Here is a 15,911-nt window from a genome sequence, read left to right on the forward strand (position 1 = left end):
CGAATGTTTCTCTTGCTCGCGTTGCTCCTTTCCGCGTGCACCCCGCAGGCCGGCTTTTCTTCGACTCTGGCGGTGGTCACCCTGGGCGATTCGGTCCCGGCCGGCACGGCTTGCGGTTGCGAGCCATTCCCCATCCTGTACGCGCGTGCGGAGCATTTCGTTTCGCTGGATCTGGCGTCTTCCGGGGCGACAACGGCCGACGTGCGAGCGGCCGTGCCCGGGCAGCGGGACCTGTTGTCGTCGGCCGCTTCGGTGATCATCATGGTCGGCGCCAACGACATGGCACCATCTTTCGAGAAACCGTCGGAATACGGCCCGATCTCCTCGGCGATCCAAGCCAACGTCTCCGCCGCGCTGAACGCGATCGAGCAGATCCACCACGTGCCGGTGATGGTCGTCGGCTATTGGAACGTCGTGCTGGACGGGCGAGTGGGCGCCGCCCTGTACGGCCCTTCCGGGGTCCGCGACGCGGCGGCGGCCACTGCCTCGGTCAATCAGGCCTTGCAGGCCGCCGCCACCGCTTCCGGGGCTACCTACGTCTCCACGCTGGAGGCCTTCCACCGCGGCGATCCCACCGGCCTTCTGGCGCCGGATGGCGACCACCCGAATGCCGCCGGCCACGCGGAGATCGCAGCCCTTCTAGAAGGACAGCATCCCGCTGACCAGAGCCTGCCAGGTCATCGGGCCGGCGATCCCGTCGATCGCCATTGAGGGGACGTCGGCGTGGATCGCGGTCTGGAACTCGCGGACCGCCGTTTCGGTCTTCGGCCCGAAGTCGCCGTCGACCGCGAGACCCTTCGACGGGTCGCCGGAGAGATTGCGGAACTGGAACTCCTCCTGGACGCCGCGCACGGCGTCGCCCTGGGAGCCACGCTTCACCTCGATGATGAGCGCTCCCCAGGTGTTCGGACCGACGATGCCGTCGACCGTGAGGTGCTTCTCCTGCTGGAACGCGCGCACCGCCGCGTCGGTCTTGGGCCCGAACTCCCCGTCCACCGCCACAGGGCGATTGCGGGCTCGCAAGAGGTACTGCAACGTGGGGACCGGGTGTTCCTTGACGCCTTTGCGGATCTCCGGCCATGGGCTGAGTGTGCCTGCCATCTATATCGCCTCCTTCCCCTCGTCATACCGCCCGGCCGGGCTCCGGTGACCGTTACTGTCCTTGATCTGTGGCGCTCGACATTGTCCTACATTTGGCTCAAGTGGTTGACTGGCGCCATGCCGCGCCTGAAGCAGAACGTGCCGCTCGCCTCGCAGGTCGCCGACCAGTTACGCCACCGGATCACCGGTGGCGAGTTCCCGGTCGGCGCGCTCCTGCCCACCGAGCACGAGCTGGCCCAGGAGCTCGGCGTCAGCCGCAACAGCGTCCGCGAGGGCATCCGCTCCCTGGTCCACGCCGGCCTGCTGGGCGCCCGCGCCGGTTACGGCACTTTCGTCGTCGCCACCAGCGACCTGGCGCCCACCCTCGCCCGGCGCCTCGAGCACGACCGCGCCGCCGACGTGGCCGAGGTCCGCCTGCTGCTGGAACGCGAGGGCGCCCGACTGGCCGCGATCCGCGCAACTCCTTCGCAGCACCGCCGGTTGACCGAGGCGATCGCCGCCCGCCGCGCCGCCACCAGCGGCCCCTCCTACGCGGCGGCGGACATCGCCTTCCACCAGCTGCTTCTGGAGGCCTCCGGCAACGTCCTGCTGGCCGAGCTGTACCGCGGCACCGGCGGCAACGAGCAAGCCCTGCTCCACCTGAATTCGGCGGACGTCGACTGGCCCGCCACCGTGCCCGGCCTGGCCGAGATCGACGCCGCCCATGCCGCCATTGTCGACGCCGTCATCGCCGGCGACCCCTCCGCGGCCGCGGCCGCCGCCGAGCACACCGTCCGCCTCGCTCACGAACAGGCCGGCCTATGACCACCACCGCCCGCCCCGCCGCCACCGCGCTGCGCCCCGCGCTGATCCTGGCCGGCCTCCTGCTGGTAGCCGCCAACCTGCGCGCCGGCATCACCACCGTCGGCCCGGTCCTGGAAGAAATTCAGGCGGACCTGGGCCTGTCGTCGCTCACCGCCTCGGTCCTGATCAGCCTGCCGCTGGTCGCGTTCGCCGTGGTCTCGCCAGTCGCGCCCGCCCTCGCCCGCCGGCTCGGGCTCGAGCGCGCCCTGGGCAGCGGCCTCGCGGTCCTCGCCGTCGGCCTGGTGGTGCGCTCGCTGCCCGGACAGACGCTGCTGTGGGCGGGGACGGCCCTGCTCGGCGTCGCCATCGCCGTGCTCAACGTCGTTCTGCCCGCCCTGGTCAAGCGCGACTTCCCGCAGCGGATCGGCCAGGTGACCGGCGCCTATTCCGCGGTGCAGTCCAGTTTCGCCGCCCTGGCCGCCGGCTTGGCGGTGCCGGTCGCCTCGTGGACCTCGGCCGGCTGGCGGCTCCCCCTCGGCATGTGGGCCGGCCTGGCGGTGATCGGCTTGGCGGTTCTCGCACCTCAGCTGCGCCGCCACACCGTCGCGCCCGAGGTGCGCGTCGAGGTTGCGCGGCCGTGGCGGTCCGCGCTGGCTTGGCAGGTCACCGCCTTCATGGCTTTGCAGTCGACCGGCTACTACATCTTCATCACTTGGCTGCCCTCCATCGAGAACAACGCCGGCATCAGCACCACCACGGCGGGCGTACACCAGCTGCTGCTGAACGCCTTCGGCATCGCCGGCAGCATCACGTGCTCGACGTTGATCGGCCGCTTCCGCGACCAGCGGTTGCTCGGCGTCGTGGCCCCGCTGCTTTTCATGTCCTCGGCCATCGGCATCCTGGTGGCCCCGGGCTTGAGCGCGGTGTGGAGCAGCATGGCCGGCATCGCCGGCGGCGCGAGCATCGTGCTGGCGCTGTCTTTCTTCGGTTTGCGCACGGCCAACCACTCGCAGGCGGCCGCGTTGTCGGGGATGGCCCAGTCGGTGGGCTATCTGGTCGCGGCGGCGGGCCCGATCGCGGTGGGCGCTCTGCACGACGTGACGGGCTCGTGGACGCCGGCCCTGGTCACCGTGATCGTCATGGACGTGGTGCTCGTCGGGTTCGGCTACCTGGCCGGCCGCAACCGGGTCGTCTGACAATGGGACGATGTCGAGGGTGTCGGCTGTCCTGCGCGTCGCGATCGCCGTGGTTCTGCTGTGGGCGCTGGTCGTCGCGGCGGCCTGGCTGCTACAGCGGCGGCTGATCTACTTCCCGGACCGGTCCGCGCCGCCGGCGGCCGCCGGCGCTAGCGACGTCACCCTGCGCACCACCGACGGGCTATTACTGACGGCCTGGCTGGTCGAGCCGCCGCCGGAGACGCCCGGCCCGCGCGTGGCGGTGCTGCTCGCGCCGGGCAACGCCGGAAACAGGCTGTCCCGGGCCCCGCTCGCCGCCGCCCTGGCCGGCCGGGGCCTCACCGTGCTGCTGGTCGACTACCGCGGCTACGGCGGCAACCCCGGCAGCCCCAGCGAGGACGGCCTCGCCCGCGACATCGAAGCGGCCCGGACCTTCCTCGTCGAGCAGGCCGACATACCGGCCGAACGGCTGCTGTACTACGGCGAGAGCCTCGGCGCGGCGGTGGTGACCGCATTGGCGGCGAAACACCCGCCCGCCGGCCTGATCCTGCGCTCGCCGTTCACCGATCTCCCGGCGGCGGGTAGCGAGCACTATCCGTTCCTGCCGGTGCGCCTGCTGGCCCGCGACCGCTTCCCGGTGGCCCAGCTGATCGCGCGGGTCACGGCGCCCACGCTGATCGTGTACGGCACAGCCGACTCCACCGTGCCGCCGCGGCAAAGCCTGGACGTGGCGGCCAAGGCCGCCGGCCCCGTACGGGTGGTGGCAGTCCATGGCGCCGACCACAACGACGCATCCCTGGTCAACGGCACGCAGCTCATCAACGCGGTCGCAAAGCTGGCCGCCGAAGCAATCTGACACGGGCTGCGTGTCCGGAATGATGATTTCCCTTCGTCATGATGTCGAAGCCCCGACGGCGGCTTCGACGTATCGAGCACAGAAGGGAGTCAGTTGTGACCACGAACGAACTTTCCGGGCGGCCGCCCATCGCCGACATGGACACCTGGCAGCAGGCCCGCGACGAGTTGCTGATCCGGGAGAAGGCACACACCCGCGAGGGCGACGCGATCGCCGCCGCGCGCCGCCGGCTGCCCATGGTCGAGATCGACGGCGGCATCGAGGTCGTCGGCCCGGACGGCCCGGTGCCGTTCCGCGACCTGTTCCAGGGCCGCGATGAGCTCATCGTCTACCAGCACATGTGGCACGACGGCGCGCCGCACCAGGGCCAGTGCGAGGGCTGCACGGTGTCGGCCTGGCACCTGCGCGACACCAGCTACCTCCGCGCGCGCGGGGTCTCATTCGCCGTGCTCACCCCGGGCCGGTGGGACGAGGTGGCCCCGTTCGTCGAGTTCATGGGCTACACCCAGCCCTGGTACTCGGTACGCGACGCGCCCGAGCCGATCGGCGGCGACATGGGCTACTTCAGCTGCTTCCTGCGCGACGGCGAACGCGTGTTCCTCACCTACCGCACCACCGACCGCGGCACCGAGCCGGCCAGCGGATCGTTCGCCCTGCTCGACATGACGCCCTACGGGCGAGGAGAGGCTTGGCAGGACAGCCCGGAGGGATGGCCCAAGGGCGAGGACCCATGCTGGTACTGGCGCGCGGACGCCGACGGCACGGCCATGCGGGGCCCGACAAGCCGCCCGGCGCCCCAGTGGACGCGTCCAGGAGCAACGCCGGAGACCACCCTCGGCCGGACCGGCGCACACCACTGACCCGGACGGATCCATTGGCGAGGCCCCGTGCTCTCAGGTTTCCGACCGGGAGGCGGGGCTCACCTGTGGCGCGGCAGCGCCGACGGCCGCGTCTCATCCGACGCAAGCGCGTATGGGTCGCGGCCGGGGCTGCGTACGGCTGCGGCCGCGGCCTCCGCGATTTCGGTGGCGGCGCCGTCCAAGGCGTAGACGCGCGTGGTCGCGTTGCCGCGTGGGGTCAGCAGGCCCGCGCGTGTCATTGCCTGGATGTCGCGGATGGCCTGGTCGCGGCTGAGGCCCTCGTCCTGCTGATAGGTGGTGCGCCTGACCTCTCCGATGGCGGCGGCGTACAGAGCCGACACCACGCGCTCGGGCAGCCCACGTTCCTCGGCCAGGCGAGCGAGGTCGTTCCACAGGCGAACCGTCCAGTCGTAGCGGCGTTTTACGCGCTGCGCCTGCCGGTGATGTGCGGTGAACACGAACTTGAGCCACGGGTGGGCGTCCCGATCCGGCTGGAAGCTTCCCTGCTGCACCGAGCGCAACGCCTCGTAGTACTGGACGGTGTTGGTGTGCTCGCCCAGCCATTCCTCGATCGAGGAGAACTCGGGTGCCAACTCCCCCATCCGGGCCAGCACTGCGGTGTGCAGCGCTCGCGCGGTGCGGCCGTTGCCGTCGCGCCACGGGTGGATGCCCACCAGGTTCAGGTGAGCCATGGCCGCTCGGGCGTATGCGGGGGCATCGAGGTCGCCGGCATGTAGCCACTCGACCAGTTCGCCCATGAGGCCGGGGACCGAATCGGCGTCGGGACCCGTGTACGACGGCTCCAGCGGGTCGCTACTTGTCACGTAGATTCCGCCGGCTCGATAACGGCCGGGCCACTTCGCGGGCTGATACTTCGTGATCATGAAGTGCAGCGCGGAAAGCAGCGTCTCGGAGTAGTCGAAGAAGCTCATCATCGGGGTCTGCTGGACGTACGTCATCGCGTCCCGGTAGCCGATCACCGCCTGCTGCGTTTCCTCGCTGGCTTCGGCGGACATGGGGGCGTGCTCCACCAACGCGCGGGCATCCGAGCCGCTGATCGTGATGTTCTCGATGGTGTTGGAACCTTGGATCGCCGCCGCGAAGAGGCTGCGGCGCAACTGTCCTTCCCACCGCGGCTTGGACCGCAGGTGCGCGCGAAGCTCGGAACGCATCTCACCTAGCTCGTCCAGGACACGAAGGTCGGCGGAGTCCAGCACCGGCATCGCGTAGAGCATGCTTCCATGCTACAGCGCCAGTAGCATGGTCGCACTCGTCTGATCAGCCGAGCTTGAAAGGATCCCGCTGCTCGCCGGTCAGCTCTACATACACCGACTTTGTCTCCAGATACTCCTCGACTGCGGCGATGCCGTTCTCGCGGCCTATGCCGGAGCTGCCGAAACCGCCGAAAGGCATGTTCGGCGCCACGACGCGGTAGGCGTTCACCCAGACGGTGCCGGCCCTGATCTTCGCCGCTACGCGGTGGGCACGGTGTACGTCTTTCGTCCAGACGGCGCCGGCCAGGCCATACTCGGTGTCGTTGGCCAGCCGGACTCCCTCGTCCTCGTCTCCCCCGAAGACGCAGACGCTCAGGACGGGGCCGAAGATCTCCTGGCGCATCACGGTCGAGTCGCGGGTCACGCCGGTGATGACGGTCGGCCGCACGAAGAAGCCGCCGATGTCCGTGGCCGCCGCGCCGCCGGCGGCGAAGGTGTTGCCCTCATCGCGCGCGGTCTGCAGGTAGCCGAGGACCTTCTCGTACTGGGGCAGGTTGGCCACCGGGCCCATCTCGGTGCCGGGGTCCATCGGGTCGCCCAGCTTGATGGCGTTCGCGCGGGTCACGATCTTGCCGATCAGGTCGTCGGCGACCGCCGAGTGGACGACGAGCCGGGAACCGGCCATGCACGTCTGCCCGGTCGCGGCGAAGACGCCGGCCACCACACCGTTCGCGGCGGCGTCGAGGTCGGCATCCGGGAACACCAGCTGGCACGACTTGCCGCCCAGCTCCAGGCTGGCCCGGTTGACGTTGGACATCGCCGCCCGGCCGACGGCGATGCCGGTCGCCGTCGAACCGGTGAAGGCGACCTTGTCGATCCCCGGGTGGCCGGCGAGGGCCTCGCCGGTGGCGCGGTCCCAGCCGGTGACGACGTTGACGACCCCGGCGGGCAGGCCGGCCCGGGTGAGGATCTCGGCGAACGCCACCGTGGAGCAGGGCGAGTGCTCCGACGGCTTGACGACGCAGGTGTTGCCGGCCGCCAGCAGCGGGGCGAGCTTCCAGGTGAACAGCAACAGCGGGCTGTTCCACGGGGTGATGCAGCCGACCACGCCGACCGGCTCCTTGCGGGTGTACGCGAAGTAGTTCGGGTTGGCGAGCGGGACGGTGGCGCCCTCCAGCTTGTCGGCGAGGCCGGAGAAGTACAGGAACCAGGACGACAGCCCGGCCATCTGGCCACTCATCTCGCGCATGAGCTTGCCGGAGTCGCTGACCTCGAGCCGGGCCAGGCGCTCGGCGTTGGCGTCGAGGGCCTCGGCGCACTTGCGCATGATCGCGGCCCGCTGGAAGCCGGTCATCGCGCCCCACGGCCCGTGGAAGGCCGCCCGGGCGGCGGCGACCGCGGCATCGACATCCTCGGCGGTTCCGTCGGCGACGCGGGCCCACGGCTCGCCCGTGTACGGGTTGGTCGACTCGAAGACTCGCCCGGTCACCGAGTCGACGGGCTCGCCGCCGATGAAAAGACGAAACTCCTCCATGGGCGTCCACGCTGCCACCGTGGCGACGGCCGCGGAAGTCCCGGCCTGTTCAGTCGGTGTTCAGTGGGTACCGCGAGGATCAAGCCGTGAGCGACGACGGCGTGCCCAGCGGGCCGGAGCTGGGCGACGAGCAGTTCCGGCGGCTCGCCGGATACGGCGAAGTGGAGCACGCCGAGGCCGGGCGTCGCTTGTACGCGTCCGGCGATGACGCGTACGACTTCTTCCTGCTCGGCACGGCGACGGTGGACATCGTGCGGGACGCCACCGTGATCGAGCCGGAGCGGCTGATCTACCGCGGCCTGCCCGGCGACTTCCTCGGGGAGCTCAACCTGCTCACCGGCCAGCACGTCTACCTGACCGCCCGGGTGGTGACGGCCGGGACCGTCGTCCGGATCGGGCCGGCGACACTGCGCCGGGCCATCGCCGAGCACGCCGACATCGCGGATGTGCTGCTCGACGCGTTCCGGGTGCGACGCGACGTGATCCGGGCGGCGGCCGGCAACGCCCTGGAGATCGTGGGGCGGCCGGACGCCGCGGAGGCGGTGGGACTGCGCACCTACCTCACGCAGCTGTACCTGCCGCATGCCTGGCTCGACGCGACGTCTCCCTCGGGGGACGCGCTGATGAGGTCGGCCGGCGTCGGGGACGGCGACCTGCCGGCGGCCGTGGTCAACGGCGCCGTGCTGCGGCGCGCGACGCCCGGCACGGTCGCGGACGCTCTGGGGCTGACCTATCGCGCCGGTGGGGGCAGCCCCGACCTGGTCGTCGTGGGGGCCGGGCCGGCGGGGCTGGCCGCCGCCGTGTACGGGGCGTCCGAGGGGCTCGCCACGGTGCTGCTGGATCGCAGCGGGCTCGGCGGGCAGGCGGCCAAGAGCGCCCGGATCGAGAACTACCTGGGCTTTCCGCAGGGCGTCAGCGGCGAGGACCTGATGCGGCTGGCGATGGCGCAGGCGCTCAAGTTCGGCGTACGGATCTTCTCGCCGTGCCCGGTCGAGGGGCTCGACCCGTCCGATCCGGAACGCCCGGCCGTGCTGCTGGAGGACGGGACGCGAATCGAGTCCCGGGCGGTGATCGCGGCGACCGGGGCACGCTACCGGCGCCTCACCGTACCGCGTTGGGAGGCGTTCGAGCAGGCCGGCTGCATCCGGTACGCGGCCACCGAGCTGGACGTCCGGGCGTACGAGAAACGGCCTGTCGCCGTCGTCGGGGGCGCCAATTCGGCGGGGCAGGCGGCCCTCTCGCTCGCCGCGCACGACGCCGCCGTCGATTTGATCATCCGGGGCGGCGAACTCGGGGCGGGTATGTCCTCTTATCTGACCGATCGGATCCGCGCGCATCCCCGGATCCGGGTGCACACCGCGACCACGGTCCGCGAGCTGGACGGCGACGGCGGGCTCGAGTCCGTGGTGGTCGAGCACGCCGCCACCGGGCCGGAGCGGCGGGAGTGCCACGCGCTGTTCTGCTTCATCGGCGCGGACCCGGCCTCCGAGTGGCTCACCGGCGTCGACAAGGACACCGGCGGTTTCGTACGCACGTTGTGGCTGCCCTATCAGACGAGCGTGCCCCGGGTCTTCGCGGTCGGCGACCTCCGCTCGGGGTCGACGAAACGGGTGGCGACCGCGGTCGGCGAGGGGGCTAGCGCGGTCTCCTCGGTCCATATAGTGCTCGGTAGCGTCTGACATGCGGCCACGCGGATCCCGGATCCGACACGAGGTAGGAGCGGCACGATGGCAACGTCATCGCCGGGACTGCGTCTCCAGATCCTCGGTCCGTTGCGCGTGTGGCGTGACGGCCTCGAGCTGGACGCCGGTCCCCCGCAGCAGGCGTACCTGCTCGCGCTGCTGCTCGCCCGGGCCGGCCGGCCGATCAGCATCAGCGAGCTGGTCGACCTGATCTGGGGCGAGGACGTCCCGGCCTCGGCGGTCAACATCCTGCAGAAGTACGCCGGTGCGCTGCGGCGGCTGCTCGAGCCCGCCGTGCCGGCCCGCGAGTCCGGCTCGTACCTGCAGCGCCACGGCAACGGGTACCTGTTCGCGGCCGGCCGGGGCGTGCTGGACCTCGTCACCTTCCGGGAGCTCGTCGCCGCGGCCGGACACGAGGATCCCGGCGCCGCGCTGGAGAGCTACCTGCGGGCGTTGGAGCTCTGGCACGGGCCCGCCGGTGACGGCCTGGCGCGCGGCACCACCGCGACGGCGATCTTCACCGGGCTCGACGGCGAGTTCCTCGAGGCCTGCGTGGCCGCGGCCGAGCTGGCTGTCCCGCTCGGCCGGCCGGGTCTCGTGCTGCCGGCCCTGCAGCGGGCGGCCGGGATGGCGCCGCTGGACGAGAACGTGCAGGCGGCGCTGGTCACCGCGCTGAGCGCCGCCGGGCAGCAGGCCAAGGCGCTGTCGGTGTACCAGACGGTCCGCGCCCGTCTGGCCGGGGATCTGGGCATCGATCCGGGCCCGGCGCTGCGGGCCGCGCAGCGGCGGGTGCTGGAGCCGCCCGCCGAGGCGGACGAGCCGGCCGGCGCGGAACGGACGGACGGCCTGCTGGTGGGCCGGGCCGAGGAGCTGGCGGTGCTGCGGCAGGCGGTGGAGCCGGCGTTCGGGGGCGGAACGGGCCTGGTCGTCGTCGAGGGCGAGCCGGGCGTCGGCAAGACCCGCCTGATCGAGGAGACCGGCGTCGAAGCGGATCGACGGGGCGCGCTCGTGGTCTGGGGCCGCTGCGTCGAGGGGGAGGGCACCCCTTCGATGTGGCCGTGGCTGCAGGTGATCGGCGCGCTCCTCGACCGGCTGCCCGCCGCCGGCCGCCCGCGGTGGCAGGCGGGCGAGCTCGGCAGCCTTCTCGGGACCCCCGGCGGCGTCCCGGGCACCCCGGTGCTGCCGGACAGCGGCGCCCGGTTCCGCCTGTTCGAACAGGCGGTCGCCCTCGTCGGGCAGGTGTCGGCCCGGCAGCCGCTGCTGCTGGTCGTCGACGACATCCAGTGGGCCGACATCGCCTCGCTGGAGCTGTTCAGCCACCTCGCGGCCCGGCTGCCGGCCGGCACCGTGGTGGTCGGCGCACTACGCGACCGCGCGCCCGCGCCCCGCCCGGAGGTGGCCCGCACGCTCGCCGCGGCGAGCCGGCAACCGCGGCACCGCCGCATCCGGCTCGGCCCGCTCGGCCCGGAGGAGGTGGCCGAGCTCGTCCGCCGCGAGACCGGCAAGGCGCCCAGCGTCGCCGCCGCCCGCGAAATCCACGCTCGGACCGGTGGCAATGCGTTCTTCGTCCGGGAACTGTCACGGTTCCTGGCCGACAGCGGTGAGCGGGACGGAGTCCCGTCCACGGTGCGCGACGTCGTCCGGGACCGGGTGGCCGGCCTCGACGACGACGCCCGGAGCCTGCTGCAGATGGCCGCGCTGATCGGCCGGGACGTCGACCTGGCGCTGCTGGCCGACGCGGCCGGCCTCGAGGTGCAGAGCTGCCTCGACCGGCTCGAGCCGCTGGAGGCCCTGGGCCTGGTGGAGCCGTTGCGGGGCGACCCGTTCTCGTTCCGGTTCGCGCACGACCTCGTCCGCGAGTCGGTTGCCGTCACGACGTCGACGCCCCGCGTGCCCGGCCTGCACCTGCGCGTCGCCGAGGCGCTCGAGCGCACGGTCGCCGACGACGACCCGGTGGTCGAGCGCCTCGCCCACCACCTGTGGGCGGCCGGCCCGCTCGCCGACCAGGCCCGCACCGCGCAGGCGCTGGTCCGCGCGGGGCGCTGCGCCGGCGCCAAGTCCGCCCTGGAGGCCGCCGCCGGTCACCTCAGACTGGCCGCTCAGGTGGCTCGCGCGGCGGGTCTCACCGAGTTGGAGCTGTCGGCGCTGTCGCTGTTCATCGCCGTGGACGGGATGCGGGCGGGCTATGTCGGCTCGGCGCCCGACCTGCTGGAGCGGGCCGAGCACCTGGCCCGTGCGCTCGGCCGGGAGCAGGAGGCCACTGATTTCCTCTTCTCCCGCTGGGCCGCGTACTCGCAGGGGATCCAGCTCGACCGATCCGGCGTGCTGGCGCGCCGCCTGCTCGACCAGGGCGAGGCCTCGGCCGACCCGATCGTCCGCGCCTACGGCCGGCACGCGTGGGGCATCCACCAGTGGGACATCGGGAACATCGCCGAGGCGTACAAGTATCTGAGCCTGTCCAACCCGGCGATCCCGCACGACCCGGCCCGGCGCGAGCAGGCGCCGCTGCGGCACGACCTGCAGATGCTCTCGCCGGTGATGCTGGGCCTGATGACCGCGCTGCACGGCGACCTCGAGGGCGCCCGGGAGCTGCTCGACACGGTCGAGGCGGCCGCCGGCGACGACCCGTACGCGATCACGGTCTGGTCGTCGTTCTCGGTCACCGTCGCGGCGCTGGCCGGCGACCCGGCCTGGGCCCTGCACGCGGCCGGCCGGGGCATCGCGCAGGACGACGACTTCTCCTTCGTCTTCCTCGGCAGCTACCAGCGGCTCGCGCGGTGCTGGGCGCGCGCGGTGACCGGCGGCGATCCGGACGCCGCGGCCGAGGCGGAGCAGATCATCGCCGCGGCCCTGCTCGATCCCCCGCGCTCGGGCCTGGCCACCTGGTCCGGGCTGCTCGCCGAGATGTGGCTGGCGTCCGGGCGGATCGACGAGGCCGCCGCGGCGCTGGACCGGGCCGACTCGTTCGTCGCCGCGTACGGCCAGCGCTATGCCGAGGGTGCGCTGCTTCTGTTGCGGGCGCGGCTGATGCGGGCGCGCGGCGAGCCCGAGGCCGGCGTCCGGGCCATGGCCGAACGGGCTCGCACGCTGTCCACCGAGCGCGGCGCCCATCTGTTCGCCCGCCGTGCCGGGGAGTTGCTATAGCTAGGCGGTCCGGGGCCGGAGCGCCACTCGGACCGCCCAGATGTGGGCGATCAGCCCGATGCCCCAGCCGAGGATCGACCACAGTGGCCAGAAGAAGATGTCCGGCGTGACCAGCCACCAGACGATGACCTGGGCCACGTTGGCCACGACGTACCAGAAGACGTGGGCCCACAGGCCCCACTTCATCGCGGATTCGCTCTTATGCATTCTCGTTCGCCGCCTTCTCGATGAACGCCACGGCGGCGCCGGGGCGTGAGACGAACACCAGGTGGGAGGCGCCCTCGACGACCTGGACGGTCGCGCCCGAGCGCTGCGCCATGAACTCCTGCGCCGCCGGTGGGATGATCCGGTCGGCGGCGCTGATCAGGTTGTAGCTCGGGATCGCCTGCCAGGCCTGCGGGCCGGCTGCGGGCTCGCCGAGCGCGACGCCGGTGGCCGGGCGCTGGGTGATCGCGAGGAGCGCGGCCTCCTCGGCCGGCACGTCGCCGGCGAAGTTCTGGTGGAACACCCGCGGGTCGATGTAGAGGTCGACCTGCCCGCCCGGCAGCGGCACCGGCTTGAGCGACTCCCCCACGGTGCTGCCCGGGAACTTCTCGACCAGCGCCTGGGCGCTCTCCCCCGCGTCCGGCACGAACGCCGCGAGGTAGACCAGCGCCCGTACGCCGGGATGTCCGGTGGCGGCCGTGGAGATGACGGCGCCGCCGTACGAGTGGCCGACCAGCACGATCGGCCCCGCGATGCTGTCGAGCAGCGCCCGGACCTGGGCCGCGTCGGAGCTGAGCCCCCGCAGCGGGTTCGGCGCCACGGCTACCGGATAGCCGTCCGCGAGCAGCCGCTGAGCCACCGCGGTGAAGCCGCTGCCGTCGGCGAAGGCGCCGTGAACGAGCACGATTGTCGGTTTGTCTGTCATGCCCGCAAGCTATGGCCGCGCACTGGACGGACAGTGGACGCTTTCCCCGCGGCTCGTTCATTGGCCATCAAGTCGGCCCTGCGAGATTCCGGCCATGGTTGCGGACGAGGAATTCGATGTCGTGGTGATCGGCTCGGGCATGGGCGGCCTCGCCGCCGCCCGCGCGATCGCGCAGTTCGGCGGGCAGAAGGTTCTCGTCCTCGAACAGCACTACACGCTGGGCGGGATGACGCACGAGTTCTCCCGGGCCGGGCGTTTCCAGTTCGGCACCGGGCTGCACTACATCAGCGCGAACGCCGGCCCGTTCCTCGAGTTCATGACGGACGGGCGGGTGCAGCTCTCGCCGCTGCCGGACGACTACGACGTGCTGCATTTCCCGGGGTACGACTTCGCCATCCCGGCCACCAAGGAACGTTTCCGGGCGCGGCTCGCCGAGCAGTTCCCGGCCGAGACCGGCGCGATCGACGACTTCTTCAAGACGACAAGGCGGGCCATGACCGGCCTCGCGGCGCGCAATGTTTTCGCGTCGTTTCCCGCGGGCGTACGGAAAATGGGCTTTCCGATCGTGCGAAGCCTCTACCCGTCGGCCTATCGGTCGTTGCGGGATCAGGTCACCCGCAGCTTCCGCGACCCGCGTCTCCAAGCGGTTCTGTCGGCCCGATGGGGTCTCTACGGCACTCCCCCGGCGTCGAGCGGTTTCGGCTATCACGCCGCCGTCCCGCTCACGTTCTTCATGGAGGGCACGGCCCATCCGGTAGGCGGACCCAAGGAGCTCGGCCGGATAATTCTGGAAATCCTTGATACGTACGGCGTTCAGATGCGTCCCCGGCAGCGGGTCGGCGAGATCCTCGTCGAGCGCGGCAGAGTGTCCGGTGTGGACGTCGAGGACACGGCCACCGGCCGGCGCTATCGCGTACGGACGAAAACTGTCGTATCGGCGGCCGGTGTGCGGAACACGTACGCGATGATCGGAAAAAGCGAGGAGTTGGCCGGGCTGCCCGGGGAACCGTCGGCGGTGATGCTTTTTCTCGGGATGGACCGGTCGCCGGCCGCATTCGGGATCCGCGGCGAGAACCACTGGTTCATGCCGGACCTCGACGACCACGAGGGCTTCCACCGCCCACCCGGCGAGGGGACGCTGTACGTCTCGTTCGCGTCGCTCAACAATCCGGCCGCCCGCTACCACACGGTGGAGGCGCTGGAGCTCGTCGATCCGGACGTCGTCGACCAGTGGCGCGGCACGCCCGAGGAGGAACGGCCGGAAAGTTACCGCAAGCTCAAGGAGGAACTGACCGCGCGGCTGATCGGCCGCCTGGAGGAACGCTGGCCGGGCTTCCGGGACACGATCGCGTTCGCCGAGCTGGCGACGCCGCTGTCGTTCGAAACTTTCCAGCACAGCGTGCTGGGCTCGTTCTACGGCCTCGCGGCGACTCCGGAGCGGCTGCGATCGGCGCGGGCGGGGTGCCGCACACCGGTCAAGGGTCTTTTCGTGGCCGGGCAGGACGCGTGGGGCTCGGGGGTGGTCGGCGCGCTGGCGGGCGGGCTGATGGCGGCGAACGCGGTGCTGAAGCCCCGGCAGCTCGGGACGATGTGGCGGACGGTTCGCGCCGGCGGGCCTCTGCGGGACCCGGCCAAGCCATGGCAGGGCTATCTGCGGGTGGCCGCGATCGAGGCGCTGAGCCCCAGCGTCCGGCGGATCCGGCTCGAGCCGCTTTCGCCCGGCCCCATGCCGTTCTCGTTCGCGGCCGGACAATATGTGAAGGTCGATTTGCCGGTGGCGGTCGAGCCGATCGAGCGCTCGTACTCGATCTGCAGCGGCCCCGGCGAGACCGGCTTCGTCGAGATCGCGGTCAAGCACGAGCCGGACGGGCTCGGTTCGGGCTTCCTGCACGAGGGCGTCGAGGTCGGCGAGGCGCTGCGGGTCAGCGGGCCGCACGGCGAGTTCACCTGGGCGCCGGACGACGTCGCCGAGACACTGCTGCTGATCGCCGGCGGTGTCGGGATCACGCCGTTGATGAGCGTGCTGACCGCGGCGGCCGACGCCGGTCACCAGGGCCGGATCGTGCTGCTGGCCAGCTACCGGACCTGGGACGAGGCGTTGTTCCGGCCGGAGATCGCGGCGCTGCGCCTGCCGCAGTTGGAGGTGTCGATCGTGCTGACCGGCCATCAAGGACGGATCGGCGAAGACACGCTGCGGCCCTACGCCGGCCCCACGACCCGCGTCCACCTCTGCGGCCCGGCGCCGATGATGCAGGACCTGATCGGGCACCTGACCGCGCTGGGGGTGCCGCGGGAGGCGATCCACACCGAGGCTTTCGTCTCCGGGCGCAGCAAGGAGACCCGCCGGGAGAAGGCGCACGCGATCGCCCTCGCCGCCGCGGCGGCCGGGATCACTTCGTATTCGATCGGGCTGGAGGACTCGGCTTTCCCGTGCCCGCCCGGGGATTCGGTCCTCGTCGCGGCGAACGCGGCCGACGTCGACCTGCCGCAGTCGTGCGGCGAGGGCGCGTGCGGCACCTGCCGGGTGCGGGTGCTCTCCGGCGCCTACGAGACCGATCCCCGCGGCATGTTCTCCGCCGACGAGCTGGCGGCGGGCTGGCGCCTGGCCTGCCAGACCCTGCCGACCGAGGATCTGGTGATCGCCCGGTAGGG

General features: G+C 71.8%; 13 protein-coding genes. 8 read left to right on the top strand and 5 right to left on the bottom strand.

What is annotated here, in order from left to right:
* Positions 1-3 precede the first annotated feature (3 nt).
* Positions 4-711, top strand: coding sequence for an SGNH/GDSL hydrolase family protein (locus tag ACQPZX_RS31450; protein WP_433363070.1), 708 nt, complete (start codon positions 4-6; stop codon positions 709-711).
* Here the strand turns inward: ACQPZX_RS31450 and ACQPZX_RS31455 are convergent.
* Positions 640-1,101, bottom strand: a complete 462-nt coding sequence (locus ACQPZX_RS31455; protein ID WP_433363073.1) for a peptidoglycan-binding domain-containing protein — start codon at positions 1,099-1,101, stop codon at positions 640-642. The two genes, ACQPZX_RS31450 and ACQPZX_RS31455, sit on opposite strands and share 72 nt — an antisense overlap.
* A gap of 117 nt (positions 1,102-1,218) precedes the next feature.
* Here ACQPZX_RS31455 and ACQPZX_RS31460 point away from each other — a divergent pair, with 117 nt between their 5' ends.
* The 4 genes from ACQPZX_RS31460 (at position 1,219) to ACQPZX_RS31475 (ending at position 4,775) form a co-directional block, all read left to right on the top strand.
* Positions 1,219-1,905 carry a FadR/GntR family transcriptional regulator gene (locus tag ACQPZX_RS31460; RefSeq protein ID WP_433363076.1) on the top strand — a complete coding sequence of 229 codons (687 nt, stop codon included), beginning with the start codon at positions 1,219-1,221 and terminating at the stop codon, positions 1,903-1,905.
* Positions 1,902-3,080 (top strand): MFS transporter, encoded by a 1,179-nt coding sequence (locus ACQPZX_RS31465; protein WP_433363079.1) that lies wholly within the window; start codon positions 1,902-1,904, stop codon positions 3,078-3,080. The genes ACQPZX_RS31460 and ACQPZX_RS31465 overlap by 4 nt, the downstream gene beginning before the upstream one ends.
* Positions 3,081-3,090: 10 nt before the next feature.
* Positions 3,091-3,915 (top strand): alpha/beta hydrolase, encoded by an 825-nt coding sequence (locus tag ACQPZX_RS31470; protein WP_433363082.1) that lies wholly within the window; start codon positions 3,091-3,093, stop codon positions 3,913-3,915.
* Between the two features lie 95 nt (positions 3,916-4,010).
* Complete coding sequence (locus ACQPZX_RS31475) at positions 4,011-4,775, top strand: DUF899 family protein (protein ID WP_433363085.1); 765 nt, start codon at positions 4,011-4,013, stop codon at positions 4,773-4,775.
* Between the two features lie 59 nt (positions 4,776-4,834).
* Here the strand turns inward: ACQPZX_RS31475 and ACQPZX_RS31480 are convergent, their stop codons facing one another.
* Together ACQPZX_RS31480 and ACQPZX_RS31485 are read right to left on the bottom strand one after the other, a co-directional pair.
* Positions 4,835-6,010 (bottom strand): Fic family protein, encoded by a 1,176-nt coding sequence (locus ACQPZX_RS31480; protein ID WP_433363088.1) that lies wholly within the window; start codon positions 6,008-6,010, stop codon positions 4,835-4,837.
* A gap of 43 nt (positions 6,011-6,053) precedes the next feature.
* Positions 6,054-7,523: an aldehyde dehydrogenase gene (locus ACQPZX_RS31485; RefSeq protein WP_433363091.1), complete on the bottom strand. Its 1,470-nt coding sequence runs from the start codon at positions 7,521-7,523 to the stop codon at positions 6,054-6,056.
* Between the two features lie 86 nt (positions 7,524-7,609).
* Between ACQPZX_RS31485 and ACQPZX_RS31490 the strand changes: the two genes are divergently transcribed.
* Together ACQPZX_RS31490 and ACQPZX_RS31495 are read left to right on the top strand one after the other, a co-directional pair.
* Positions 7,610-9,202 (top strand): FAD-dependent oxidoreductase, encoded by a 1,593-nt coding sequence (locus ACQPZX_RS31490; RefSeq protein WP_433363093.1) that lies wholly within the window; start codon positions 7,610-7,612, stop codon positions 9,200-9,202.
* A 48-nt stretch (positions 9,203-9,250) separates the two neighbouring features.
* Positions 9,251-12,349 (top strand): ATP-binding protein, encoded by a 3,099-nt coding sequence (locus ACQPZX_RS31495; protein WP_433363096.1) that lies wholly within the window; start codon positions 9,251-9,253, stop codon positions 12,347-12,349.
* On the opposite strand, the gene ACQPZX_RS31500 is transcribed toward ACQPZX_RS31495, so the two are convergent.
* Positions 12,350-12,535: a 2TM domain-containing protein gene (locus ACQPZX_RS31500; protein ID WP_433363099.1), complete on the bottom strand. Its 186-nt coding sequence runs from the start codon at positions 12,533-12,535 to the stop codon at positions 12,350-12,352. It lies immediately after the preceding gene.
* Between the two features lie 13 nt (positions 12,536-12,548).
* Positions 12,549-13,259 (bottom strand): alpha/beta fold hydrolase, encoded by a 711-nt coding sequence (locus ACQPZX_RS31505; RefSeq protein WP_433363102.1) that lies wholly within the window; start codon positions 13,257-13,259, stop codon positions 12,549-12,551.
* 94 nt (positions 13,260-13,353) lie between these two features.
* On the opposite strand from ACQPZX_RS31505, the gene ACQPZX_RS31510 reads away from it, so the two are divergent.
* Complete coding sequence (locus ACQPZX_RS31510) at positions 13,354-15,909, top strand: 2Fe-2S iron-sulfur cluster-binding protein (RefSeq protein WP_433363105.1); 2,556 nt, start codon at positions 13,354-13,356, stop codon at positions 15,907-15,909.
* The last annotated feature ends 2 nt before the right edge of the window (positions 15,910-15,911 follow it).

The sequence above is a fragment of the Actinoplanes sp. CA-142083 genome, assembly GCF_050942195.1.
In the GTDB taxonomy this organism is placed as follows: domain Bacteria; phylum Actinomycetota; class Actinomycetes; order Mycobacteriales; family Micromonosporaceae; genus Actinoplanes.

Coding starts and splice junctions, on each gene's coding strand:
- ACQPZX_RS31450 (WP_433363070.1), top strand. CDS start 4: ATGTTTCTCTTGCTCGCGTTGCTCCTTTCCGCGTGCACCCCGCAGGCC.
- ACQPZX_RS31455 (WP_433363073.1), bottom strand. CDS start 1,101: ATGGCAGGCACACTCAGCCCATGGCCGGAGATCCGCAAAGGCGTCAAG.
- ACQPZX_RS31460 (WP_433363076.1), top strand. CDS start 1,219: ATGCCGCGCCTGAAGCAGAACGTGCCGCTCGCCTCGCAGGTCGCCGAC.
- ACQPZX_RS31465 (WP_433363079.1), top strand. CDS start 1,902: ATGACCACCACCGCCCGCCCCGCCGCCACCGCGCTGCGCCCCGCGCTG.
- ACQPZX_RS31470 (WP_433363082.1), top strand. CDS start 3,091: ATGTCGAGGGTGTCGGCTGTCCTGCGCGTCGCGATCGCCGTGGTTCTG.
- ACQPZX_RS31480 (WP_433363088.1), bottom strand. CDS start 6,010: ATGCTCTACGCGATGCCGGTGCTGGACTCCGCCGACCTTCGTGTCCTG.
- ACQPZX_RS31485 (WP_433363091.1), bottom strand. CDS start 7,523: ATGGAGGAGTTTCGTCTTTTCATCGGCGGCGAGCCCGTCGACTCGGTG.
- ACQPZX_RS31495 (WP_433363096.1), top strand. CDS start 9,251: ATGGCAACGTCATCGCCGGGACTGCGTCTCCAGATCCTCGGTCCGTTG.
- ACQPZX_RS31500 (WP_433363099.1), bottom strand. CDS start 12,535: ATGAAGTGGGGCCTGTGGGCCCACGTCTTCTGGTACGTCGTGGCCAAC.
- ACQPZX_RS31505 (WP_433363102.1), bottom strand. CDS start 13,259: ATGACAGACAAACCGACAATCGTGCTCGTTCACGGCGCCTTCGCCGAC.
- ACQPZX_RS31510 (WP_433363105.1), top strand. CDS start 13,354: ATGGTTGCGGACGAGGAATTCGATGTCGTGGTGATCGGCTCGGGCATG.